Genomic DNA, 23619 nt, shown 5'->3' with positions numbered 1-23619 from the left:
CGCTACGCGGGCGGTATGCTCTTCTAGGTTTTAAGTTTACTTATGCCTAGCTACTTATATATTTTTTATAGTAAAAACTTATAGTAAAACTACTTGTTTCATCATAATTACTAGATAACTATCGAAAAAACAAAAATAGAAAGGTTAAGGTTAAAGAACGCGATCTATATTGCTATATGGCATATTCTTTGAGTTTAACCCTAAAAGATCTAGATACTCAGAAAGTAAGAACAGGCAGTACCAAGCTACCCAATCCTTATTTTAAAATCGCCCCCTCTAAATCACTAACTAAGTAAAGTTATGGCAAATATATTTTCGATTTTAGTTGTTGATGATGAACCGAATAATTTTGACGTACTTGAGGCATTCTTGAGCGATCGAACTTACCATTTGTATTATGCAGCTAGTGGTAAAAATGCGATCTCTTGTCTTGAAAAATTTCAACCCGATCTCATTTTATTAGATGTAATGATGCCAGAGATGGATGGCATTGAGGTTTGTAAACGGATAAAGGCAATCCCACAATGGAAAGTTGTCCCGATCATTATGGTGACAGCTCTAAGCGCCAAATCCGATCTTGCCGACTGTCTGAATGCAGGAGCGGATGATTTCATCAGCAAACCGATCAACAGTCTAGAACTGCGCGCAAGGGTAAACTCGATGCTCAGAATCAAGCGCCAGTACGACGATATCCAAACCCTATCAGTTATTCAAGAAAATACGATCAATATCCTTGAAAGCACACTCAATGAATTGCGGGGAAATCTGGCCTCTCGGTTGTCCCACGAAATAAATACCCCTCTCAACGGTATTATCGGCACTATCGACCTGCTAAAGGAAGATCTGGAGAACATGGATATAACCGAAATCCGCGAGATGCTGGGATGGGCAGATGAATCAGCCCATCGTTTAGAAAATTTAACGAAAAAATTTCTGATCTATCTAGAGCTTGAAATATCCACTATTCGGCAGCAATCCTTTGAGTCGACTCATACGAAATTTTCGGCTTCTGGCATTGAAACCCTGATCAAATCCTATACTAAGAATAGCGGACGGGTCGAAGATATCGTATTTTCCCTTGAGGACGCGGATATCATACTGCCATACCGATATCTTTTGACAGTCATCCATGAATTAATCGATAATGCTCTCAAATTTTCCTCACTTGGGACAATGATTAAAATCGGCGGTAAAGTTGTAGGAGAAATGTTTAACCTATCGATCCAAGACCTAGGGAGGGGTATGACGGAGGAGCAGATTGCCAGAATTGGGGCTTTTATCCAATTCGAGCGGAAGAGTTACGAGCAACAAGGCATTGGTTTAGGTTTGAGGATTGTCAAGAAAATTGTTGAATTAGCGGGTGGGAATTTTTCCATAACAAGTATTTACCAACAGGAAACAACAATACATATTTCTTTGCCGATCGCCCAGAGTTGATCTCAGAGTCCAAAATCCCCAAAATCACCTATGTTCACGCCTCATCCCCCCTTAGACTTAGCGCTGGCGATTATTCGGAATCCCATTATTGTCAATCCCGACATGACAGTGATGGAAGCGATCGCGCAGATGAGTGAGGCACGGTCGAAATGTGCTGCGACCAAATCTGCAAGCAGCCAACTAGAGCAACTGCATATAGAGGTAAGAGCTAGTTGTGTGTTAGTAATCGAAAACGATCAGTTACAGGGCATGATCACCGAACGAGATGTAGTACATTTCAGCGCACAACAGCAAAAGTTAGATCGCTTGACCATACGCGAAGTGATGGTACGTGATGTCTTTACCCTGAAAGAATCGGCCTTTACGGATTTGTTTTTAGCAATTAACTTGCTAAAAACAAATCACATCCGTCATTTGCCGATCATGGACGATCGCGATCGCTTAATAGGACTGGTCACCTATGAGAGTTTGCGCCAAATCTCGCGTCCTCTCGACCTATTAAAGTTGAGGCTGGTGAAGGAAGTCATGACCAAGGAAGTTGTTTGTGCTGAGCCAAATGCTTCCATGTTAGCGATCGCGCAAATGATGTCCACCCATGCGGTCAGCTCCGTCATGATTGTGGAAAGTCAGGAGAAGATTACGGGAGCGTGCCAAATTGCGGTGGGCATTTTGACCGAGCGCGATATTGTCCAATTTCAAGCCTTGGGATTAAATCTGACCAGTTGGATCGCCTCGACACTCATGAGCAGCCCGATTTTTACGGTTATGCCCGAAGATTCACTATTGCTCGTGCATCAGCTCATGGAACAGCGCTTTATCGGTCGTTTAGCCGTAGTGGGGGAACAGGGCGAACTACTGGGCATTATCACCCAGACTAGCCTGCTTCAAGCCCTTAATCCCATTGATCTCTATAGTTTGGCAGAGTATTTAGAAAAAAAAGTAGAACGACTAGAAGAAGAAAAATTAGCTTTATTAAAAACTCGAAATATCGAACTCGAACAAAAACAAGTTATCACCTATCAACAACTGCAAGACGAACTAATTAAGCGCCAAAAAGCTGAATTAGCCCTCCAAGAACTCAACCAGTCCTTAGAACGCAAAGTTGCAGATCGCAATAATGAGATCCGCAATCGCGAAGCTCAAAATCGGGCGATGATTGAAGCAATTCCCGATCTCTTATTGCGAGTTACTAGAGATGGTAAATGCATAGAGTATATTAATTCCTACGATCGCGAAGAGAAATTCCTGCCAATTCAAAACCATCTATCGGAAATTCTATCTCCCGATTTATTGCAAAAGCAGCTAGAAACGATTGATCGCGCGATCGTCACAGGTGAATTGCAAGTATACGAGCATCAATTATATAAACGCGATCGGCTGGTGTTTGAAGAAGTACGGATTATCCCGATTAATGACAATGAAGCCCTGATCATCGTGAGGGATGAAACCGATCGCAAACAGGCTGAAATTGCTTTACAAGAGAGTGAAACTCGATTTCGGCGGATTTTTGAATCAAGCATTGTCGGCATGATGTTTACCAACTTTCATGGTGAGATTACCAACGCTAACGATCGCTTCTTAAATATGTTGGGCTATACCCGCGAGGATCTGCTCGCTAAAAGTATCAACTGGTCGGATATCACTCCCCTCGAATACCTAGCCGCCGATCTCCATGTCATCCAACACCTAAAACTGAGTCGCGAGATCGAACCTTGGGAAAAAATTTACTACCACAAGGATGGACATCCAATCCATGTTCTCATTGGCGTTGCCATGCTCAATGATGATGAATGTGTCTGCATAGTTGTAGATATTAGCGATCGCAAAGAAGTAGAACTCAGATTACAACAGCAGGCGGAGCAGGAAAAATTGTTGGGAAGAATTACCCAACGGATGCGTTCCACTTTGCAGTTAAATGAAGTCCTCAAAACCACCGTTGAAGAAGTTCGCCAAGGTTTAAATGCCGATCGCGTACTGGTCTATCGAGTATTTCCCGATGGTTCGGGCTCAGCTATCGCTGAATCCGTTTTACCCCAATGGCAAAATATTCTTAACATTATCTTTCCTGAAGATATCTTTCCTAATTTTACTGACGATCGGGATTCCAATCGGAATTACGAGCCCAATTCTGAACGCGCGATCCAAGAGCGCGTATTTATCCTAAGTGATCGCAACAATGAAGCCGCACTGCTTACCCCGACCTTAGCAAAGTTCCTGACAGAAATACAGGTCATTGCCAGACTAGCCGTTCCCATCATTCAAAATGGGACGATTTGGGGACTGCTGGTCGCCCATCAATGCGATCGCCCAAGGCACTGGGAAAAAGAGGAAATTAATTTGCTCCAAAAAATTGCCAACCAGTTAGTTATAGCGATTCAACAAGCAAGTCTATTTGAGCAGTTGCAACAGGAACTCAGCGATCGGCAGCTTGCCGAACAGAAACTCACCGAACGGAATCAACAACTAGCTATCTCTAATGAAGAACTCGCTCGGGCAACTCATCTCAAGGATGAATTTCTCGCTAACATGAGCCACGAACTCCGTACTCCCCTAAATGCCATCTTAGGTATGACTGAGGGGCTACAGGATGGAGTATTTGGGGCAATCCATGAAGCACAGGTCAAGGCACTTCAGACGATTGAGCGCAGTGGCTCACACCTACTAGAACTAATTAACGATGTTCTCGATGTTGCCAAAATCGAATCAGGACAGATCGAATTGGAATATTCGCAAATATCCATCAAATCTCTCTGCCAGTCCAGCCTCACCTTTATCAAGCAACAGGCTCTCAAAAAACGCATCCAGATTGAAACCAAATTTCATCACCACTTACCTGACTTAATGGCGGACGAGCGTCGGATTCGGCAGGTTCTGATTAATCTACTCAATAATGCAGTCAAGTTTACCCCTGAAAATGGACATATCACTCTAGAAGTGAATTGTCTGCAATTACCAGATAGAAATCTAGATAGAAATCCAGATAGAAATCTAGAAGCAAATTTCCTCTCAGAAGAACTTCACATCACAAAGGACGGAAACGATGACGGAAAAAATCCAGAAATAAATCAGTATATCCGCATTTCCATCATTGATACAGGCATTGGGATCGCCCCCGAAAATATGCAAAAGCTATTTCAACCATTCATTCAAATAGATAGCGCCCTCAATCGACAATATCAGGGTACGGGATTGGGACTTGCCCTAGTCAAAAGCATCGTAGAAATGCATGGGGGAATGGTAGGATTGACCAGTGAAGTGGGTGTAGGTAGCTGCTTTATGATCGATCTTCCTTACCAAGAACCTTCACAATCGGAAATATTAGAATCTGTTGTAGCCATTGGCAGTCCATCTAGTCAAATTGGAGAGGAACCGTCGCCATTAATTTTGATAGTAGAGGATAATGAAGCTAACATTATGACCATTTCTAGCTATCTATCGGCAAAAGGCTACCATATTTTGCTCGCTAAAAATGGACAGGAAGCGATCGCTTTATCACGATCAGCCGACCCCGATTTAATTCTCATTGCGCTCCAAATGCCAGCTATGGATGGTTTAGAGACAATCTCGGAAATCCGTCAGATTCCCAATTTAGAAGCCATACCAATAATTGCGATGACTGAAACTGCGATAACTGGAATTGCCATGAATGAAATTGCCATGAATGAAATCGCCATGAATGAATTGGGAAATAACTTGGGAAATAACTTGGGAAATGACTTGGGAAATGACTTGGGAAATGACTTGGGAATAGAGTCGGTTCGCGATCTTACAAAGGAACCCAATGAATATTTAAGCAAGCCTGTTAAACTGAGAGAGTTGGCAACGACTATCCATAGACTCTTAACAACAAAATCTTAGATCCCAAACCCATCTCATCCATGAACAAACCATCTATTTTGGTCGTTGACGACGAACCCGACAATTTTGATGTTATTGAAGCACACTTAAGTTTTAGTGAAGAACTCGGACAGAAAAGTGATAACTATCAACTGCATTACGCAGCTAATGGCAAAAATGCGATCGCTTGTTTAGACGCAGTCGAACCCGATCTAATTTTGCTAGATGTGATGATGCCAGAAATGGATGGCTTCGAGGTTTGTAAATGTATTAAAGCAATGCCTCAATGGCGAGCCGTACCCATTATTATGGTCACTGCTTTAACGGGGAAAAAGGATCTTGCCCAATGTTTGTTTGCAGGAGCGGATGACTTTATTAGTAAACCAGTCAATCGCTTAGAGTTATCCGCCAGAGTGCGATCAATGATTCGCATTCATCAGCAATACCAGCAGTTAGCGGTTTTTAATACCCAATTAGAAGCCATGGTGCAACAGCGCACATCCCAGTTGCAAGCGATGATTTTTGAAGATGCCCTCACCAAACTTCCCAGTCGGACATGGCTGATCGATCAATTAAGCCAAAGATTACGTTCAGAAGAATCATCCCTTGCCTTGGTCTATATCGACTGCGATCAATTCAAACTGGTCAATGGTTCCTTTGGTCATGCGGTGGGCGATCAGTTGCTCAAAGCGATCGCCCACCGCTTACAACAACATCTTCAGAATGGCTATAGGTTGGCAAGGATGGGCGAAGATGAATTTTGCTTTTTGCTTAACCAGATTGAAGATCGTTCGAGCCTTGAAGCTTTTATTCACAATATTTTCAAGAGTTTTTCTCAACCATTTTTAGTCGCAAATTGTGAAATCTTTCTTACCGTTTGTATGGGGATTGCACTGAGTAGGAATAAGGATCAACAGCCTGAAGAACTTTTGCAAGACGCAGATACGGCCATGTATCAAGCTAAATTACGCGGCAAGGAGAGCTATCAAATCTTTGATCGACAGATGCATCTGGAGATGTTTAACCGCTTAATTCTTGAGAACGATCTGCAAAGGGCTATAGAACAACAGGAGTTTATTCTCTATTACCAACCCATCATCGATTTACAAACCAATAAACTGGCAGGATTTGAAGCCCTAGTAAGGTGGAAACATCCCGAACGAGGAATGGTATCCCCCGCCGAGTTCATCCCCAGTATGGAAACTACAGGCTTAATCGTCCCTGTGGGCATGTTGGTATTTAAACAAGCCTGCCAACAACTCCGCGCTTGGCATCTCATGGGATGGACAGAGATCACGATCAGTATCAATCTTTCAGTACGTCAATTCGCTTGCTCGACCCTTCTTGCCGATATCGATCGCATTTTAGAAGAAACTGCGGTTAATCCCGCCAATCTCAAACTAGAAATTACCGAAAGCGCGATTATGGACAATGCGGAAACGGCGATCGCCCTTACCAAAGAACTGCGATCGCGCCAAATCCAGATTAGCATCGACGATTTTGGAACTGGATATTCTTCCCTCGGCTATCTCCATCGATTCCCCGTCGATAGCCTCAAAATTGATCGTTCGTTTGTAAGCCAAATTCAATCAGAAGGACGAAACTATCATGTCGTTGATACCATCATCGCCCTCAGTAATCAACTCGGGCTAGCCGTAATTGCCGAAGGAATTGAAACCAAAGAACAATTGGAATGGTTGCAAAAAGTTCAATGTCAATATGGACAAGGCTATTTCTTCAATCGTCCCCTACCAGCATCAGAAATTGAAAAAATCTACCTGCAACCATAACTTACAGCGCTTTGCGCTCAAAGCCAAACCAATAAATTTTTTGAGATTGTTGCGAAGCAACAATCTCAAAAAATTTATTGTGGTTCGTTTGATGGGAAATTGCTGTAAAAGGGAAGGGCAGAGCTTAGCTCTGCCCTTCCCTTTTAGTTAATTAGATTAGCCCAGCAACTGCTTAGCACGATTGGCGATCGCCTCAGCATTCATGCCATTAAAGTCAAACAACTGACCTGCTGAAGCCGTTGTCTCACCTCGCTTCCATGCAAACACATCGCGCTTGCTATTACTGCGCAGCATCACAGGTTCCAGCATGGCTGAAGCCCCACCGACCACCCCAATCAGAGCATCACCAGCAAAGAAAGCCTCAAAATCAGCATCGCTCAGGAACTTCCCATCTGGTTCAGAACAAGTATTCCACGCCACATCACTTTCGCGATAGAGACGGCGAGGGCTAACAATCGAGACAATCTTGGAACCAATCCCTTGTTCGGCAAGTTTCTGTGCCGCTTCATATACAGGGAGCAACATCATATCGCCGATTACAGCAAAGACAACCTTCTTACTACCTGCAATTTCTTGCAAGGTAATTGCGCCATCTTCCAGAGCTTGTCTGGTTTGCGCAAAACTAGTACGGATTGGTAAAGGCGATTTACTGGCGGTAATGACCACACCTTTATTTACTGCCTTTAGCGCCCATTCATAGCAAACTTGAATGCTATTAGCATCGAGAGGGAAGAGGGGAAATATATTGCCATTACGCATCATTGAGGCGAAGTAGCCTTCAATTTCAGGACGTTGGTGCGTCCAACCGTTACGCCCCTGCTCTAAAGCCCCTGCGGTAAATAGACAAACCGTTGCAGGAGTAGGGCGGCGTAACTCAGCCATAGCTTGAGTGACGGTCTGCCAAATGGGAAGCCCATTAATCGCAAAGGATTCGTAGGAACACCAGAGCGTCCGACTACCCATCAACGCTAAGCCCACTGCCAAACCAGCACAGGCATCTTCGCTTAGAGGTTCGTAAACCTGTCCATTTGGCTCTTGGTTATAGAGCGCATCAACAGTGGGGTGATTGATCTTTAGCGCTTGGTTAATATTGGCAATTCCTGAAGCTTCATTTCCATCTGCATTGGTTACGATATAGCTCTTATCGGTTTGTCCAACATAACCGACTAAGCGACCCATGGCAGTGGTAGAAATCTTGGATTCATTGATCGCATATTCTTCTAAGGGCAAGGTTCCCAAATCAATTAGAGGTAATACGGATTCTGTGACCGCTGTTTTAGAAGAAGAACCGCCACCAGCCCATTCGAGATTGGTGCGAACGGTTTGCCAAGCCTCAGGATTGAGCGCGCGCGCCTTTAACCCCGCCACGATATCGATATTATCGAGTGTGTGATGGGCATAAAGATTATGGGATTTCGCGCCGCGTGCGTGAACTCCTGCGCCTTTAAGTTGCTTGATGATGAATACAGTCAGCTTGCCACCAAAAGCAAATTTTGCCGCCTTATCCACGCCAACAAGCACCGCCTCAGTAAAGGCAAGCCTTTGTTTTAGAGAAAAAGCCGTACTATCAACATAGGCTCCTTCTTGATCGCGATCATCAAAATCTTTGGCATCGATCAAAATCACTTCATCAAAGCCATTACCTTGCCAGAAAGCAATCATTTCCGCATTGGTCTTAGTCGAAACCATACTGTGATGCTCTTGACTAAAACCGTTCCACACCAGAATCGGAATGAAATTAGTAACTTCAGGATAGGCGGTATGAAAATGGGCGATCGAACTAATCGGATAGGGTTCGCCCATGCCACCATCACCCATCGTCACGGGAAATAGCTTGTCACGGTGCAAAAGTGCCGCAGCCATGGCAAAATGTTGCCCCTGTCCGAGGGGACCCGCAGGAGCCAGAATTCCTGGAATATATCCCGACAAATGACCGAGTAAGCCATGTTTCTCGCGATAGCGATCGCGCATTTGATTCACGGTACTAATGCCCATATCTTCAAGGGAGCGATCCAGAAACATGGCACTGTAATAACCAGGGGCATGATGTCCCACTTCGGTGGGCATATTTTTATGCCCCAACATATAAAAAGCAGCCACAGCTTCTGCACTGCTAGCAAATCCGCCTGGATGCCCTGATGCTTTACTGGCTGTGACCTGTAAAGTGAGATATCGCAAGGCATCAGCGGCAAGCAAGGTTTGAAATACTGCCGCGCGATCGCGCGGATCGCTCACACCAGATTTGTCTGGACTAAGCACGGGAATACGGCCTAGCTCGTCGAACCCCTCCAACGGTTCACCAAAGTACTGAATGCCTTCACAAAAAGCGGGAGTAGCTGAGATCGTATTGTTAGGGGTTGCGACCATAGATTTTTTTGACCTTGGATTTGTCTTGACTAGGGATTTAACTATGAAATGAATAGAGATTAAGAAATGTTGAAATTTCTTCTAAGAGACATTTTAGTATGTACTGGGCACAGAGACCGAATGCGATTTTGCAATTAAATACACAATGCAAATATGCAATCAAACATATAGCAAGGCAAGTTTTGCGCAGCCCTCCTCTTCTTGAGGTTGATTTTGTCCAAATAGTTACAGCCCTTTGCGCTCAAACCCAAACTAGGGAAATTTTTGAAAGCGTTGCAAAGCAACGCTTTCAAAAATTTCCTTGTGGTTCGTTTGATCGGTAATTGTTGTAAGTTTACTTATGCTTAGCTACTTAATGTGAGTTCGGGATAATTTGAAACGGGCTTTGAGAATTTACCAGCTTAACCCGAACTGACGTTAATTAGAAAGGAAGCGCAAAGCGCTTCCTTTCTAGAAGTTAGCGAACGTTGGGGAAGACTCGCTGAGTTTCCAGAGCTTATGTAAGTAGAACTCAACGCGATCGCCTAAGGCTGTCACTAGAGTTCCTTCTTCTGCCGAGAGATCGCTAGAAATCCAAGTGCCGCTAAAGCACACTTCAACATAGCGATCGTCAACTCTATCTACGCTGATCTTGCTAGCGAGGTGATCTGCCATCACCGATTTTAAGAATAGAAGGTCAACGACATCGGCGGTAAGGAGAAAGGCAGCCCGACTGGACTCGATATGGATAGATAAGCCCGATCGCAGACTGAGCAATGTCCGATTTGTGACAAACGTCTCTAAAGAGACATCTAATCTCTCTAAATGCAATCCAGCTTCAGTGTAAGTGAGTTTCAACATTGGGATTGATTCTCCAGAATATACCGCTCTAAATAGGAGGCAATTTTCAAGTTGCCATGGACAACTTGAAAATTGCTATTTGAAAATTGCTATTTGAAAATTGCTATGTGGATCGCTATCCACTGTTGTTTTCTTGCTGCGATCGCCAGAATTTTTCTGCAAAAGCAACGGTGGGATGCATCGGCGCTTTGGGCTTAATACGTAGAGGCATATTGGCTTCTTGAGGAGTGCGGTTTCCCTTACGGTGATTGCAACTCTCGCAGGCAATAACTACGTTTTCCCAAGTATTCAGTCCCCCCTTTGCGCGAGGGATTACATGATCGATCGTCAGTTTTTTGTTGCTGCCACAGTATTGGCAAGTGTGGTTGTCACGGCGCAAAACTTCTCTACGGGCAACGGGCGGGACTCGCCAAAATCTTTCCGATTTGGTCAAGGTCAGGCGAATATGTTCTGGCACTTGTAAAACCAATTGCGGTGAAATGATTTGCCAAGTTTGTTGGCTGAGCATTTCAAGGGGTTCGGCACGACCAGTGATTAACAAAGCGATCGCCCGCTTGATATCGATCTGACCGACTGGTAGGTAGTTCTGCGAAAATACAACTACCGATTGCCTTAATACTTCTGGTTCGTATTGGCTGATGGGCTTCATTGGCTTCTCCTCACAGGTAAAAAAATGCCCCCGCTTTCCTAAGTGTGAAAGCGGGGGCGAAAGACTTGAGCGTCTACTCGTTATGTTGGTACAGCAATATTTCTGTACCTCCCGCTTGGGTATGTCTCTGGATGAATTGCATTAATAACTCGGCTGGAGCTGGTAAATCTGCTTGAGCTGGCGAGAGATTCTCTCAGCGAGCCGCCTTGTTTTGCCGAACGTTCGCAAGGTTCTAAATTGTCGCGATCGCCAAAAATATCGTCACGAATTTCCATTGTATCCTCACCCAAAATGGTCGTGGCAAATCCAGATATGACCAAGGCATTGGCGCACTGCCCAACTTGGGGATATCCGATCTGATGCTGACTGATGGGCGAATAGGGCTTCATGGAAATGTACTTTGAATTATTGAGAAAGTCATACTACACTTGTAGTATAAACATGGATTCCCCACTTTGTAAACTAACTAGGAGAAAAAATATGCAGACACTACACCAAATGCCTGCGACCACAGACATGGAAGTTACTAGCATTCGCCTAGAGCGAGAGCTAAAGGAAAAGCTCAAAGAGCTGGCGGGAGGACAAGGTTATCAGGCTCTCATCCGAGGTGTTCTTTGGGATTATATTGATAATAGACAAATTACACCGATGCAGAAAAGGGTCTCGCCTGAACAGATCCGCGCCAGTGTTACGGCAACAGCCCAGAGAAATGAGTCCTGCGCTCTTACTGGCAAAACCATTAGATCGCAAGAGTCGATGTTTTTAGGATTGACAACCAGTGGTGATTGGGTTCCCCTGAGTGTGGGCAGTCTTTAAAAACTAAGAAGGGACGCTTTGCGTCCCTTCTTAGTTGCTCGTTAATTCTTGGAGAACTTTTTTATACTTTTCTAAACGTTGGAAATCTTTTTCTGTGGGGTGGGGAATCCGACTAATGTCCATATTGTGGGTGAGATCGGCGATCTTTACTTTGCAGGCGATCGCATTAGATTTCAAACGGACAACATAATCGTCATAACTCTCGCCATCCAGCTTAGTAATAGCGGCAATCGCATCGGTAATAAATTCAGGGAAACCCTGCTGCACTAGATCGGCAATGGTCAGAGATGAGTCCTCGACTGCATCATGCAAAACTGCCACGATCTTACTTTCAATCGTGTCCATTTGCGACATCAAGGTTAAGGGATGTGAAATGTAAGGCTTGCCAGCTTTATCAAGTTGTCCAGCGTGAGCCTGATTGGCGATCGCGATCGCCAGAGCTAAAAGTTTTTCAAAGTCTGGTTCAAAGTTTGGCATAGAAACGAATACAGGTTAATGCGATCGCTACCTCATCAGCACATTGCTGAATCGCCGCAATATCTCCCAAGCTTACAGCATTGGCATCTTGCCAGCCCAATGCCAAAATCCCTAACACCTCATCGCGAAAAGTAATCGCGATCACCACACTGGTTTTGCAGGGTTGGGCGGAATTAGTTTTCCCATCAGCATCTAGGGAGATCTGGGATTTTCCCGTAGATATCGCTTGCTGGACTAAGGGATCGCTGGCTAAATCCCAAATGTTATGACCACATTTAGCATGGGTATTGCTCAAAGCCCCCTGTTCGACCAACTGCATAATCGCGCCATCGGCACCGAAATTCTGGCAGAATGCATCAGCTAGGGGCATTACACAGCTATCGAGTCGATCAGACTGCTGGGCAATTTGGACAATGACTGACAATAGGGCATTCTGGGCTTGCGAGCGGATTAGTTCCTCGGAGCGCTGCTTAAGCACATCGTAGGTTTGCGTGGCTTCCGAGACAACTAATTTAAGTTGGTCTGGCTCCCAAGGTTTAGTAATATATTTATGAACTTGACCCGAATTAATCGCATCGATCAGGTCAGTAATATCGGTATATCCCGTCAAGACAATTCGCATTGTGTCAGGGAAATCAGAGACAGTGCGGCTGAGAAACTCAGTACCGTTCATCTCAGGCATCCTTTGGTCGGAGATGATCGCTGCCATCTCGCCTTCTTTTGCCAGAATTTCCAGCGCTTTAATGCCCCCATCAGCACGGAACACGGTAAACTCTCTACGGAACGTGCGATATAGCAAATCTAGGTTATCTTGCTCATCATCAACCACCAAGAGCTTGGGCTTTTTGGCTGGATTTACTTTATTTGACTCGACTGTGGAAAATAAAGAAGAGGTCATGAGCAGAATTTATTTGAATCAGTGACTGCAACTATAGCAATGCTAGCTAAATAAAAACATACAAAATATGTAGTAATTTTAAATCCTTTCAAAGATTTTAGATAGTTGCGTGAGTAAAAGCTAAGTTAGCAATCCCTCGTAACTATATTAACTAATAGCTGCAATCAATAGTTGCGACATTATGCTTGCAATATTAAGAGGCGCAAAGCGCCCCTTAATATATTAATTAAAAAAGCTTCACTTGTGATGATTATCGCTTTTTAATATTTAAGCTTTAACCGCTTGACGGCTAACTTGGGTCAATTCACCTTTAGCATACTTAGCTGCAAATTCATCAAGCCCAATTTGCTTGATCTTGCTAGCTTGCCCAGCAGCTTCAAATTGAATATAGCGATCGGCACATACTTTTTGCATGTATTTGATCGAAGGCTTCAAGAAGTGACGGGGATCGAACTCCTTAGGAGCCTTTGCCAAAGCTTCACGTACTGCCGCAGTAATGGCAAGACGACAGTCAGTGTCGATATTAACTTTACGAACGCCACATTTGATTCCCTTTTGAATTTCTTCAACAGGTACACCGTAAGTTTCAGGAATTGCGCCACCATACTCGTTGATTAGGGCAAGGAGATCTTCAGGAACAGAAGAAGAGCCATGCATAACGAGGTGGGTATTAGGTAGACGGTTATGAATTTCTTCGATGCGGCTGATGGCAAGAATTTCGCCAGTAGGCTTGCGCGTAAACTTGTAAGCACCGTGGCTGGTACCGATCGCTACAGCAAGCGCGTCAACTTGAGTGCGCTCAACAAAGTCCGCAGCTTCATCGGGATCGGTCAATAGTTGCGAGTGATCTAATGCACCTTCAAATCCATGACCATCTTCGGCTTCACCCTTACCTGTTTCGAGGGAGCCTAGACATCCGAGTTCACCTTCAACGCTAGCACCAATTGCGTGAGCAACCTTAACAACTTCAGCTGTAACAGCTACGTTGTAATCATAGCTAGCAGGGGTTTTGGCATCAGATTCTAGCGAGCCGTCCATCATAACGCTAGTAAAGCCATTTTTGATTGCTGAGTAGCAAGTTGCAGGCGCATTACCGTGATCTTGGTGCATCACGATGGGGAGATGGGGATAGGTTTCGGCAGCAGCCAAAATTAAGTGACGCAAGAAATTTTCGCCAGCATAGGAGCGAGCACCACGAGAAGCTTGAAGGATCACAGGGCTGTTGGTTTCATCAGCAGCTCTCATGATCGACTGGATCTGCTCCATGTTGTTTACGTTAAATGCAGGGATGCCATATCCGTTTTCAGCCGCATGATCGAGCAGCAGGCGCATTGGTACTAAAGCCATATTTAAAATCTCTCTTAGATTAGATCGAGCTTATTCGATTATGAACAATCTTAAATCATTTTGAAGACTTAAATAAATCAAAAAAATATGGATGCTAGCCTGCGATCGCAAAATTTATCGCTATAGCCAAGTAAGTGAAGGTATCACCGCAACTCTATTGCCGCTCTCTATTGCCGCTCTACAGAATGGGGATGACTAGGGTTGGAATTTTTCTATAGCAACGTAAGGTTTGCTTAGGACATAAAACCCTAAAGATGAGTGGCGGCGCAGAGCGCCGCCACTCATATTTGGCGGTTTATGTCCTAAGCGAACCTTACGTTGTTATATTTAGTCAGCTATTTCCCGCCCAGAGGTTGAGGTTATTGGCACGAGGAATTAACAATTTAAATCTGTGAAATATAAGCGTAAGGTTTTTATCCGAAATTTAGCCCAAAAATCATTGTAAAACTTCATGATAATGGTTTTCACAAACTGCTCAAGCTGCCTTGTTAAAAAATTGGTATAAAATAGGTAAGCCCGATGCGATGAGAACTTTATGGAGTCCGCTCAACTGCCCGTAGAAGAAAATTTAAATCCCTCCGCTCAAGGAGAGTCCTCCGAAGCGATCGCCATATCAGCAACTTTAGGTGAGCCAATCGCTGAAAATATGACCAAACAGCCATCTAACGATAGTAGCGAAGTTATTACTGAAACTACTGCGATCTCAGATTCAGAAAATATAGCTGTAGCTGTTGAGGAATCTCTGAAAGAGATTGAGTCAGAAGGGGTTTCAGATAACTTATCAAATAATTTATCAAATAATTTAGAAGTTACATTATCAGAAGTGTCAGATGAAATATTAGAGAAAACCGCAATAATCGCGCAATTAAAACAGGAAGAAACGGATCTCAAAGCAGAACTTGATCGCCTCAAAACCACCAAGTCAAAAGTTTTACAGGATCAAATAGACGATTTACAAGCTGGCATCATTCGTCTCGCTCAAGCCGATGTCGCTCGCCTCGAATATCAAAAACAAGAACTCCAAGCCGCGATCGCCGTTCTTGAAAAACGCAAAGATCGTCTTGACAAAGAGATGACCAGCACCTATGCAGGGGTGTCACAGGATATTGCGGTAAGGGTACAGGGTTTCAAAGACTATCTCGTTGGGAGTTTACAGGATTTAGTCGCGAGTGCCGAAAAGCTCAATCTCGTCGCTCCATCCCCCCAGCCCGTCGTCGAAACTGTCGCAGCAGCAGAAAAGAAACCAGTTACCGAATCCGAACCATTACTACTCTCTGGACAGACCTTTGCTGAATATAAGCAACGGGTCGATCAGTTATTAGATCGCTATCGCACTCTTCCCGATTACTATGGACCTGCATGGAAGCTCAGACGCACTTTCGAGCAAGTTCATGCCGATCGCGTTTCTAAGTGGTTTTTTGAGCAGTCTGGGCGTGGCGCAATTCGGACGATGGGAACCCGCTTGCAAAACATCCTCGTCACTTCAGCTTCGATATCGGTCTTAAAATCTGTTTATGGCGAAAAATTACGGGTCTTGGTCTTAGCTACTTCCCCCGAACGTCTCGGAGAATGGCGACGGGGTTTCCAAGACTGTTTGGGGTTAACCCGCGAGCATTTTGGCTCTGACAAGGGTATCGCTCTTTTTGAAGATCCCGAGCCTATGGCAACTAAGGGCAATCGCCTTGTTAAAGAAGGACTAATGCCCTTAATAATCATTGATGAATCCGAAGAAATTATCTCCGTCGAGCTATTGCGGTTTCCTCTGCTAATTGCCTTTGGTGGAGCGGCTGACCCCAAACCTGCTGCTCCCTCAACCTATATGAATCGTGATAATAATCGCGAAAGTCAAAATAATCGGGACTATATTCGAGAAGCTCCGCGCGATAATTTCCGTAATACGGGACAAGAGCGAGACTATGGAGCAAAAGAACGCGATAGTCGCAATAGGGGCTATGAATCGAGAGACTACCCAAGCCGCAATTATAACGAACCTCGTAATACGGGTTATGGAGGTGGTGGACGCAACAATCAGGACTCCGACTGGGATTGGTAAACATAAAATAAATGGGCGCAATGCGCCCATTTATTTTATTTATAGCTGCCGTCAACGGTATCAAAAGAGGGTTGCCGCGCGGAGCGCGGCAACCCTCTTTTGGGGTTTATGACCTTATACAGTTGACGGCAACTATATAAGGTCGGGCATCTTGCTTTTCCATAGGGAAATTTTTGGGGTCAAGCTTCATCGGGAAGATAAATATTTTGTCTGACACAGTTGCGTCCCTCGGCTTTGGCGAGATATAGAGCCCGATCGGCAGCTTTGAGTAAATGCACTACTTGAAAATCTTGCGATGGGAAAAGCGTCGCAACACCGCAACTAATCGTGACATGATCCGCAACTTTTGAGTAGGCATGGGGCAATTGCATCGATCGCACAATTTCGTTCGCCCTAATTGCCACATTCATACCGCCATCCGCATCGGTATTAGGCAAAATAATTGCAAATTCTTCTCCGCCATAACGCGCCACTAAATCCGCAGGACGATTAGTGGACTTACTGATGGCCTGTGCGACTTCTTGGAGACAGCGATCGCCCTCTTGATGCCCGTAGTTATCGTTATAGTTTTTAAAAAAATCGATATCACATAGTACTAAGGAAATTGGCAGTTGCTCCCGATGCGATCGCCGACATTCCTGTTCAAGATATTCATCCAAACATCGACGGTTGGCAACTTGGGTTAAGCCGTCAATGGATACCAACCGCCTTAATTCTTGGACGACAATTGCTAATTGTTGATTAGCGGCTTCAAGCTGCTGGCGCAGATTGGCTTGATCGAGCAGGCGGCGAACCCTTTGGCGCAACACCGCCCAATGGATTGGTTTAGTTACATAATCAGAAGCACCCACTTCATAGGCTCGATCAACGGATTCGCGATCTTCAAGGGCGGTAATAATTAAAACAGGGGTGTGATCTCCATGGGGCAGCTTTTGCAACTGCGAACAACATTCAAATCCATCGAGGATGGGCATCATCGCATCTAACAAGATCATATCTGGGTGGCATTCTTGGTAGATCCTTAAAGCCTCCATACCATCGGAAGCTTCTACCACTTGATAGTTTTCCCGCTCCAGATAGCGCACCAAAATTTTTCTCATAAACAGATCGTCATCCACAATTAAAATCAGCGCAGGCTTGGATGGCGACAGGTCGAGAATATTTAGTTCTTGGCTTGGATGCTTATTGCGATCACTAATATCGTCGATTGCCATTACATAATTAGACAGTGAAATTAACATTAATCATAGATTTTTCTAATGTAAGAGTTTAGTGATATTTTTGCCGCTCTAACTCAGTTTTAACATGGGCAAATTCATCAGTAATTTTATTGATTTTGAGATCTAAACCCTCATATTTGCTATTACGTAGATTTGTTTCCAACTCATGGCATAGTATTGCTAGATCTTCTGCACCAATCACGCTGCTACTGGATTTTAAAGTATGGGCTGTCCTCAATATCTTTGCAAAATCTTTCTGTGCAAAGCTAGTATATAGCTCTTGGAGTAGCGATCGCGCATTATCTAAGTAACTATCAATCAATTCATTCAAAAAATTAGGATCTTCGCCACCGATATGAATGGCTGCTTCATGAAGAGTGGTCATATTAATTGAAGTCATAATGGATGAATTATTAGGAGTAGCCGCAGGACATTCTTGTAGAACTCTCACAAGTTCAGAGTTACGGATCGGTTTACTGAGATAGTCATCCATCCCTGCGGCAAGACAAATTTCGCGATCGCCTTGCATAGCATTAGCCGTCATGGCAACAATGCGGGGTCTGGTCGCGAACTTACCATCTTGCCAGTTTTGATAGATTTTTTGAGTCGCATCAATGCCATCCATGACAGGCATCTGCATATCCATAAAAATTAAGTCATAGGGCTGTTGTAACAGTGCATCAATTACCTCTAGCCCGTTAGCAGCAACATCCGCACGATAGCCCATCCGCTGCAAAATATGGATGGCAACTTTTTGGTTAATCACATTATCTTCGGCGAGTAAAATCCTTAGGGGGTGGTTTCTTGCCATAAGCGGATCGAAGGCAAATCCCTTGGGATTGTGATTAAGGACAGCAGGAATTTGAACTGTCGAGCGGTTATAACGATCTTCTAAATTTTGGGCAGCAGTTTCAGTTTTATTGTTAGTTTTATTGTTAGTTTTATATTTTGGCGAGCCTAAAGCAGTTAATTGTGAATCAGCAATACTAATCGATGAGAGTCGATCGCAATTGTTCACAGGTACAGTAATTGTAAAGTAAAAAGTAGAGCCCTGCTGGACATCACTCTCTACCCACATAGTACCGCCCATCAGTTCGCACAAATGCTTACTTATGGCTAGCCCCAGTCCCGTCCCTCCATATTGCCTTGTAGTCGATGCATCGACTTGGCTAAAGGGCTGAAACAAACGATAGAGGCGATCGCTGGGGATGCCGATCCCCGTATCCTTAACCGCAAATTGTAAGGTTCTTAATAATTGAGTTGCTTCATGGCGATCGCTATAGAGATCGCTAAGATCGCAGCGCAAATAATGCGATATCTCCATTTGGGAGATCGAAATATTCACAGAACCACGACTAGTAAATTTAATGGCATTACCAATTAAATTCGCCAAAACTTGGCGTAGCCGCGTCATATCGCCAACCACGATTAAATCCACGTCGGGATGAATAAAATAGCCTAGGTCGATCCCTTTTTCGACAGCCTTAGCCCATAGCAATTCGATCGTATCTTCCAGACAAGTTCGCAAATCAAAGGTCTGTTCTTCTAGTTCGAGATGTCCAGATTCAATCTTAGAAAAATCTAAAATATCATTAATGATCGTGAGGAGGGTGCTACCTGCATTGCGAGCAATCTCGACAAACTCCCTCTGCTCTCTGGTTAAATTCGTATCTAACAAAACCCCTGTCATGCCAATCACCGCATTCATTGGCGTACGAATCTCATGGCTCATGGTTGCCAAAAATTCACTCTTTGAGCGATTGGCAGCTTCGGCAATAATCCTCGCTTCTTCTAATTCCGCATTCTGCTTAATTAACTGTTCGCGTTGGCGGGTTTCTTGGATGAGCAGTTGAGCTTGGGACAAGGCAATACTAACTTGGTTAGCAACGGCTTTTAATAAATCAATTTCCTCAGAATTCCATGTATGGAAACTATTGCAATGATGCAATAAAATAATGCCATTGGTAAGACTATGGGATGAAGTTCGGATCGCTAATAGCGATCGCAGTTGCATCCGATAAAATAATTCGCCAAATTCATCCAAATCTGGATCGGTATAAACATTGGCAATGGCGATCGCTTCATCTTGACTAGAAATTTTTTGCCCAAAAGCGCTATTTAATAAAGGCAGTTCACAATCTTTTACGGAAAATATTTTTTCGGCTAATTGTTCGGATATTAGAGAAATTTGGGGTGACTGCAATGCGTCATGATTGGGATATTCTAATTTGTAGATCAGGCAACGGCTAGCGTGAAAAGCCAATTGGATCTGATGAGCCGCCGTTTGAAAAATACTTTCCACATCAAGGCTCTGGCGAATCTCATCGGTAATGCGATTTAGTAATACTGTGAGGCGCATTTGCCGCTTTAAGTCTTTTTCGGCTTCTTTGCGATCGGTGATATCGGATTGAATGCCAATAAAATGGGTGACCTTGCCCATATTGTCAAAGATAGGCGAAATGTTTAATTCATTCCAAAATAACGACCCATCTTTGCGATAGTTCCGAATCACAACTCGACAGGCTTTCCCCTGTTTAACAGCATTACGAAGAATTTCCTTTTCTTGTTGGAATAGATCGCTTCCCTGCAAAAATCGGCAATTCTTTCCCATTATTTCGCCAGCTGTATAGCCAGAAATTTTTTCAAAGGCAGAATTTACGTAGACGATAGGATTGTTGGGCAATCGCACGTCCGTAATGACAATGCCATTCTGACTAGCTGCGATCGCTCTTTCCTGAAGCCGCAGCGTTTCTTCAAATCTTTTGCGATCGCTAATGTCAAAGCGAATTGCCAGATATTGCATCGGCAGCCCGCGCTCGTTGAGCAAGGGGACGATCGTACTATCTGTCCAATAGTAGGTGCCATCTTTAGCCCGATTGCAAATTTCTCCCCGCCATACCTTCCCATTGGTGATCGTATGCCACAGATCGGCAAAAAATTCAGGGGAATGATAATCTGAATTGATCAGCCGATGATTTTGCCCTAACAGCTCAATTTCGCTATAGCCAGAGATCTCGCAAAACTTGCCATTGGCATAGGTAATTTCCCCGTCTATATTGGTGACAGCGACGATCGCCGCTTGGTCTATGGCAAATTTTTGAAACGCCAGTTCCCGCAGTGTTGTTTGGAGTTGTTTTTCGTTCTGTTTTCGTTTGGAGATATTACTGGCAACTAATAAAAATCCTGAAATTTGCCCCTCATCATCTTGCAAAGCAGAAATGGAAAGCATTACGGGAAACTGTTCCCTATCTTTGCGAATATAAGTCCACTCAGTTTCTTCGACTTCTCCTAATTTCACTTTAGCGACAAATACCTCAAAACTTGCTGAGATGGAATATCCCAGTTCATCAGTTAAGGCGATCGCTCGTTGTTGGACTTCTAATGGATCGTGAAAGCATTCGGGTGTAAAATTCCCAATTATTTCTGAAGCGGTATATCCCAACCAACTTTCAGCGGTCGCATTAAAAGCACGGATCACTCCATCAAGATCAGTCGCGATAATTGCATAGTTAACGCTATTAACAATAGCCTGATGCAGTTTTAAGGAATCCTTAATGGTATTCGTTTTATTCGTTGTTTTTTTGGTCATCCCCTTACTTGAAAATTCCCGTACTTTGTCGGGTAAATTGGTAAATCGCCATTGATAATGTTGGCATAATTTAAGGAGGCTAGATGCGAATTTAATCCCAAAGCAGCTAAAGGTTCCTATAAAGGTTCATATACTGCTTAATATAATTGCTTATATGCTATGGAGTTACGAACATGTCACGGAGAGACTTAGATTTAATGCTCTTAGAAATCTTCTTGTAGTATCTATTCCCTCGAAACTGCAAGTTAAACCCTAGACAGCAAGGCAATTCAAAAGATTATTCTTGGGATTTAGTTTGGGATTATTTCTGAGATTTAGTTTGCAACTAGGCTCTTGTCCTATTCTATACCATAAATCATTGATCAGTTTTTGAGAGTAACCTATGAGTTTATCGGACACAATCGCCGCGATCGCTACAGCAATTTCTCCACAACAGGGGAGTGTCGGAATTGTGAGGCTTTCGGGAGATCGATCCGTGGCGATCGCCCAACAAATTTTTGCTATGGGAGGAAAACAAGTATGGGAAAGTCATCGAATTCTCTATGGTTATGTCAGAAACCCAGTTACAAAAGCGATTGTTGATGAAAGCCTGTTGCTACTGATGAAAGCACCGCGCTCCTTTACTCGCGAGGATGTTGTAGAATTTCATTGTCATGGTGGAATCATGGCAGTCCAGCAAGTACTCAACCTTTGCTTAGAAAATGGTGCAAGACTTGCCGAAGCAGGGGAATTTAGTTTGAGAGCTTTTCTCAATGGCAGAATCGATCTTACCCAAGCCGAAAGCATTAATGACTTAGTTGGAGCGAAATCAGCCCAAGCGGCTCAATCGGCGATCGCTTCCCTAAGAGGGAAACTCGCTCAGTCTTTAAAGTATCTGCGCAGCAAATGTTTGAATGTCTTAACGGAAATTGAAGCGCGGATTGATTTTGAGGATGATTTACCACCTCTTGAGGTGGAATGGGTCAAGGCGGAAGTTCTACATGTTGCGCAGGAAGCCCAAGGCATCCTCGCGACAGCCGATCGCGGCGAACTATTGCGAACGGGGCTAAAAGTTGCCATTGTCGGTCGTCCTAATGTGGGTAAATCGAGTTTGCTCAATGCTTGGAGTCGGAGCGATCGAGCTATTGTTACGGATTTGCCAGGCACAACTCGCGATGTGGTTGATTCGCAGTTAGTCGTAGGAGGAATTCCCATTCAAGTTCTCGATACGGCTGGAATCAGGGAAACGGAAGATATTGTCGAAAAGATCGGCGTAGAGCGATCGCGCCGCGCTGCGCAGTCTGCGGATTTAGTTTTAATGGTCGTTGATGCTAGTGTGGGCTGGATCGCGCAAGATATAGAAATCTACGAAACCGTCTGCGATCGCCCGATCATACTGGTGATCAATAAGATCGATCTTGCCACCGATTCCCTCACAATCCCCCTAGAGAAAGACCCAAGAAATGGAGATATTCCGATAGTCAAAACTGCGGCTTCACAACAAAGGGGAATTGAGGAACTCGAAGATGCAATTTTACAATGTATTCACCAAGATCGCATCGCCGCCGCAAATATGGAAGTTGCGATCAATCAACGCCAGAAAGCTTGTCTGCTAAGAGTTGTACAATCCTTAGCTAATGTCCAAGTAGCGATCGCTGATCATTTACCCCTAGACTTTTGGACGATCGATTTGCGAGCTGCCATCAGTGCGATCGGTGAAATTACGGGAGAGGAAGTCACAGAGTCAGTACTAGACCAAATTTTTAGTAGATTTTGTATTGGGAAATAATAAGTAGCTGTAGCCCAAAATAAGTAGCTCCGCATAATTAAAAACCAAAACCAGAGAGCGTAACGCCCGCTGCGCGGGCGGTATGCTCTTCTAGGTTTTAAGTTTACTTATGCCTAGCTACTTAGAATTGAGGATGAAGCTATTAGGGGAGCATCTCAATTAGGCACTGAGTAAATATACTTAGGCAAGATTGAGGTTGAGATAAGCGCAACGATGTTTAAGAACTTGGGGAAGATTATCGCGCTTCCACTGAGCACCAGATATTTTGATTCTACGCCCAATTTGCTTGATAGTAGATTCAACAGCACCAGAGCCAATGGTAATTCCTTGTGTTTGAAAAGCTTGGTAGTCAGGGATACGGAGGCGGTGTCTTTCGAGATAGGCTATAACCCATATTCCGCTCGTAATGGAAGTGGAAAAACAATTAGGAAAGAGGCTCAGGGAGGAGATAGTAGCGTTGGCAGGCAGAAGAAAAGAATTTTAAAATATGAAGGCGAAGAGTAGACAAATTAACAACTTGAGAGAGTCCCT

The 23619-nt window shown here is 44.1% G+C and carries 15 protein-coding genes and 1 pseudogene; 6 read left to right on the top strand and 10 right to left on the bottom strand.

Annotated elements, in window-relative coordinates; translation table 11 throughout:
- The first annotated feature begins 300 nt into the window (after positions 1–300).
- From PSE7429_RS09615 to PSE7429_RS09605, 3 genes are read left to right on the top strand one after another with little or no spacing between them, the layout of a single operon-like run.
- Positions 301–1437 carry a hybrid sensor histidine kinase/response regulator gene (locus PSE7429_RS09615; RefSeq protein WP_009626956.1) on the top strand — a complete coding sequence of 379 codons (1137 nt, stop codon included), beginning with the start codon at positions 301–303 and terminating at the stop codon, positions 1435–1437.
- A gap of 30 nt (positions 1438–1467) precedes the next feature.
- Positions 1468–5295, top strand: coding sequence for a CBS domain-containing protein (locus PSE7429_RS09610; RefSeq protein ID WP_009626955.1), 3828 nt, complete (start codon positions 1468–1470; stop codon positions 5293–5295).
- Positions 5296–5315: 20 nt separating this feature from the next.
- Positions 5316–7064: a GGDEF/EAL domain-containing response regulator gene (locus PSE7429_RS09605; RefSeq protein ID WP_009626954.1), complete on the top strand. Its 1749-nt coding sequence runs from the start codon at positions 5316–5318 to the stop codon at positions 7062–7064.
- Between the two features lie 156 nt (positions 7065–7220).
- On the opposite strand, the gene PSE7429_RS09600 is transcribed toward PSE7429_RS09605, so the two are convergent.
- The 4 genes from PSE7429_RS09600 to PSE7429_RS09580 all read right to left on the bottom strand — a co-directional run bounded on the left by PSE7429_RS09600 (position 7221) and on the right by PSE7429_RS09580 (position 11309).
- Positions 7221–9431, bottom strand: coding sequence for a phosphoketolase family protein (locus PSE7429_RS09600; RefSeq protein ID WP_009626953.1), 2211 nt, complete (start codon positions 9429–9431; stop codon positions 7221–7223).
- A 450-nt stretch (positions 9432–9881) separates the two neighbouring features.
- Positions 9882–10271 (bottom strand): alr0857 family protein, encoded by a 390-nt coding sequence (locus PSE7429_RS09590; protein WP_009626951.1) that lies wholly within the window; start codon positions 10269–10271, stop codon positions 9882–9884.
- A 115-nt stretch (positions 10272–10386) separates the two neighbouring features.
- Complete coding sequence (locus PSE7429_RS09585) at positions 10387–10920, bottom strand: HNH endonuclease (protein ID WP_009626950.1); 534 nt, start codon at positions 10918–10920, stop codon at positions 10387–10389.
- Between the two features lie 80 nt (positions 10921–11000).
- Entirely contained in the window at positions 11001–11309 is a 309-nt protein-coding gene (locus PSE7429_RS09580) for a hypothetical protein (RefSeq protein ID WP_009626949.1), read from the bottom strand.
- Between the two features lie 91 nt (positions 11310–11400).
- On the opposite strand from PSE7429_RS09580, the gene PSE7429_RS09575 reads away from it, so the two are divergent.
- Positions 11401–11736 (top strand): hypothetical protein, encoded by a 336-nt coding sequence (locus tag PSE7429_RS09575; RefSeq protein WP_009626948.1) that lies wholly within the window; start codon positions 11401–11403, stop codon positions 11734–11736.
- 30 nt (positions 11737–11766) lie between these two features.
- Here PSE7429_RS09575 and PSE7429_RS09570 read toward each other — a convergent pair whose 3' ends face one another.
- The 3 genes from PSE7429_RS09570 to fba form a co-directional block, all read right to left on the bottom strand.
- Positions 11767–12213 (bottom strand): HD domain-containing protein, encoded by a 447-nt coding sequence (locus PSE7429_RS09570; protein ID WP_009626947.1) that lies wholly within the window; start codon positions 12211–12213, stop codon positions 11767–11769.
- Positions 12200–13111 carry a response regulator gene (locus PSE7429_RS09565; protein WP_009626946.1) on the bottom strand — a complete coding sequence of 304 codons (912 nt, stop codon included), beginning with the start codon at positions 13109–13111 and terminating at the stop codon, positions 12200–12202. The genes PSE7429_RS09570 and PSE7429_RS09565 overlap by 14 nt, the downstream gene beginning before the upstream one ends.
- 267 nt (positions 13112–13378) lie before the next feature.
- On the bottom strand, positions 13379–14458 hold the full coding sequence (fba, locus tag PSE7429_RS09560) for a class II fructose-bisphosphate aldolase (protein WP_009626945.1): 1080 nt from the start codon (positions 14456–14458) through the stop codon (positions 13379–13381).
- Positions 14459–14993: 535 nt separating this feature from the next.
- On the opposite strand from fba, the gene PSE7429_RS09555 reads away from it, so the two are divergent.
- On the top strand, positions 14994–16511 hold the full coding sequence (locus PSE7429_RS09555) for a DUF3086 domain-containing protein (RefSeq protein WP_009626943.1): 1518 nt from the start codon (positions 14994–14996) through the stop codon (positions 16509–16511).
- 179 nt (positions 16512–16690) lie between these two features.
- Here the strand turns inward: PSE7429_RS09555 and PSE7429_RS09550 are convergent, their stop codons facing one another.
- Both PSE7429_RS09550 and PSE7429_RS23500 read right to left on the bottom strand, forming a co-directional pair.
- Positions 16691–17752 carry a GGDEF domain-containing response regulator gene (locus tag PSE7429_RS09550; protein ID WP_009626942.1) on the bottom strand — a complete coding sequence of 354 codons (1062 nt, stop codon included), beginning with the start codon at positions 17750–17752 and terminating at the stop codon, positions 16691–16693.
- A 28-nt stretch (positions 17753–17780) separates the two neighbouring features.
- Positions 17781–21320 carry a PAS domain S-box protein gene (locus PSE7429_RS23500; RefSeq protein ID WP_009626941.1) on the bottom strand — a complete coding sequence of 1180 codons (3540 nt, stop codon included), beginning with the start codon at positions 21318–21320 and terminating at the stop codon, positions 17781–17783.
- Between the two features lie 382 nt (positions 21321–21702).
- Here PSE7429_RS23500 and mnmE point away from each other — a divergent pair, with 382 nt between their 5' ends.
- On the top strand, positions 21703–23088 hold the full coding sequence (gene mnmE / locus PSE7429_RS09540) for a tRNA uridine-5-carboxymethylaminomethyl(34) synthesis GTPase MnmE (RefSeq protein ID WP_009626940.1): 1386 nt from the start codon (positions 21703–21705) through the stop codon (positions 23086–23088).
- A gap of 180 nt (positions 23089–23268) precedes the next feature.
- Here mnmE and PSE7429_RS25100 read toward each other — a convergent pair.
- Positions 23269–23469, bottom strand: a pseudogene (locus PSE7429_RS25100) (hypothetical protein); the annotation flags it as partial.
- Between the last annotated feature and the right edge of the window lie 150 nt (positions 23470–23619).

The organism is Pseudanabaena biceps PCC 7429, from assembly GCF_000332215.1.
Taxonomy (GTDB): Bacteria; Cyanobacteriota; Cyanobacteriia; order Pseudanabaenales; family Pseudanabaenaceae; genus Pseudanabaena; species Pseudanabaena biceps.
Note: the sequence above shows the minus strand (reverse complement) of the source record. Positions and strands in the feature narration are given on the sequence as shown.

What these genes read in the sequence shown, in the direction of transcription:
- fba (WP_009626945.1), bottom strand. Translation starts at nt 14,458, where the DNA reads ATGGCTTTAGTACCAATGCGCCTGCTGCTCGATCATGCGGCTGAAAAC.
- PSE7429_RS09590 (WP_009626951.1), bottom strand. Translation starts at nt 10,271, where the DNA reads ATGTTGAAACTCACTTACACTGAAGCTGGATTGCATTTAGAGAGATTA.
- PSE7429_RS09600 (WP_009626953.1), bottom strand. Translation starts at nt 9,431, where the DNA reads ATGGTCGCAACCCCTAACAATACGATCTCAGCTACTCCCGCTTTTTGT.
- PSE7429_RS09575 (WP_009626948.1), top strand. Translation starts at nt 11,401, where the DNA reads ATGCAGACACTACACCAAATGCCTGCGACCACAGACATGGAAGTTACT.
- PSE7429_RS23500 (WP_009626941.1), bottom strand. Translation starts at nt 21,320, where the DNA reads ATGACCAAAAAAACAACGAATAAAACGAATACCATTAAGGATTCCTTA.
- PSE7429_RS09570 (WP_009626947.1), bottom strand. Translation starts at nt 12,213, where the DNA reads ATGCCAAACTTTGAACCAGACTTTGAAAAACTTTTAGCTCTGGCGATC.
- mnmE (WP_009626940.1), top strand. Translation starts at nt 21,703, where the DNA reads ATGAGTTTATCGGACACAATCGCCGCGATCGCTACAGCAATTTCTCCA.
- PSE7429_RS09605 (WP_009626954.1), top strand. Translation starts at nt 5,316, where the DNA reads ATGAACAAACCATCTATTTTGGTCGTTGACGACGAACCCGACAATTTT.
- PSE7429_RS09580 (WP_009626949.1), bottom strand. Translation starts at nt 11,309, where the DNA reads ATGAAGCCCTATTCGCCCATCAGTCAGCATCAGATCGGATATCCCCAA.
- PSE7429_RS09610 (WP_009626955.1), top strand. Translation starts at nt 1,468, where the DNA reads ATGTTCACGCCTCATCCCCCCTTAGACTTAGCGCTGGCGATTATTCGG.
- PSE7429_RS09555 (WP_009626943.1), top strand. Translation starts at nt 14,994, where the DNA reads ATGGAGTCCGCTCAACTGCCCGTAGAAGAAAATTTAAATCCCTCCGCT.
- PSE7429_RS09585 (WP_009626950.1), bottom strand. Translation starts at nt 10,920, where the DNA reads ATGAAGCCCATCAGCCAATACGAACCAGAAGTATTAAGGCAATCGGTA.
- PSE7429_RS09565 (WP_009626946.1), bottom strand. Translation starts at nt 13,111, where the DNA reads ATGACCTCTTCTTTATTTTCCACAGTCGAGTCAAATAAAGTAAATCCA.
- PSE7429_RS09550 (WP_009626942.1), bottom strand. Translation starts at nt 17,752, where the DNA reads ATGTTAATTTCACTGTCTAATTATGTAATGGCAATCGACGATATTAGT.
- PSE7429_RS09615 (WP_009626956.1), top strand. Translation starts at nt 301, where the DNA reads ATGGCAAATATATTTTCGATTTTAGTTGTTGATGATGAACCGAATAAT.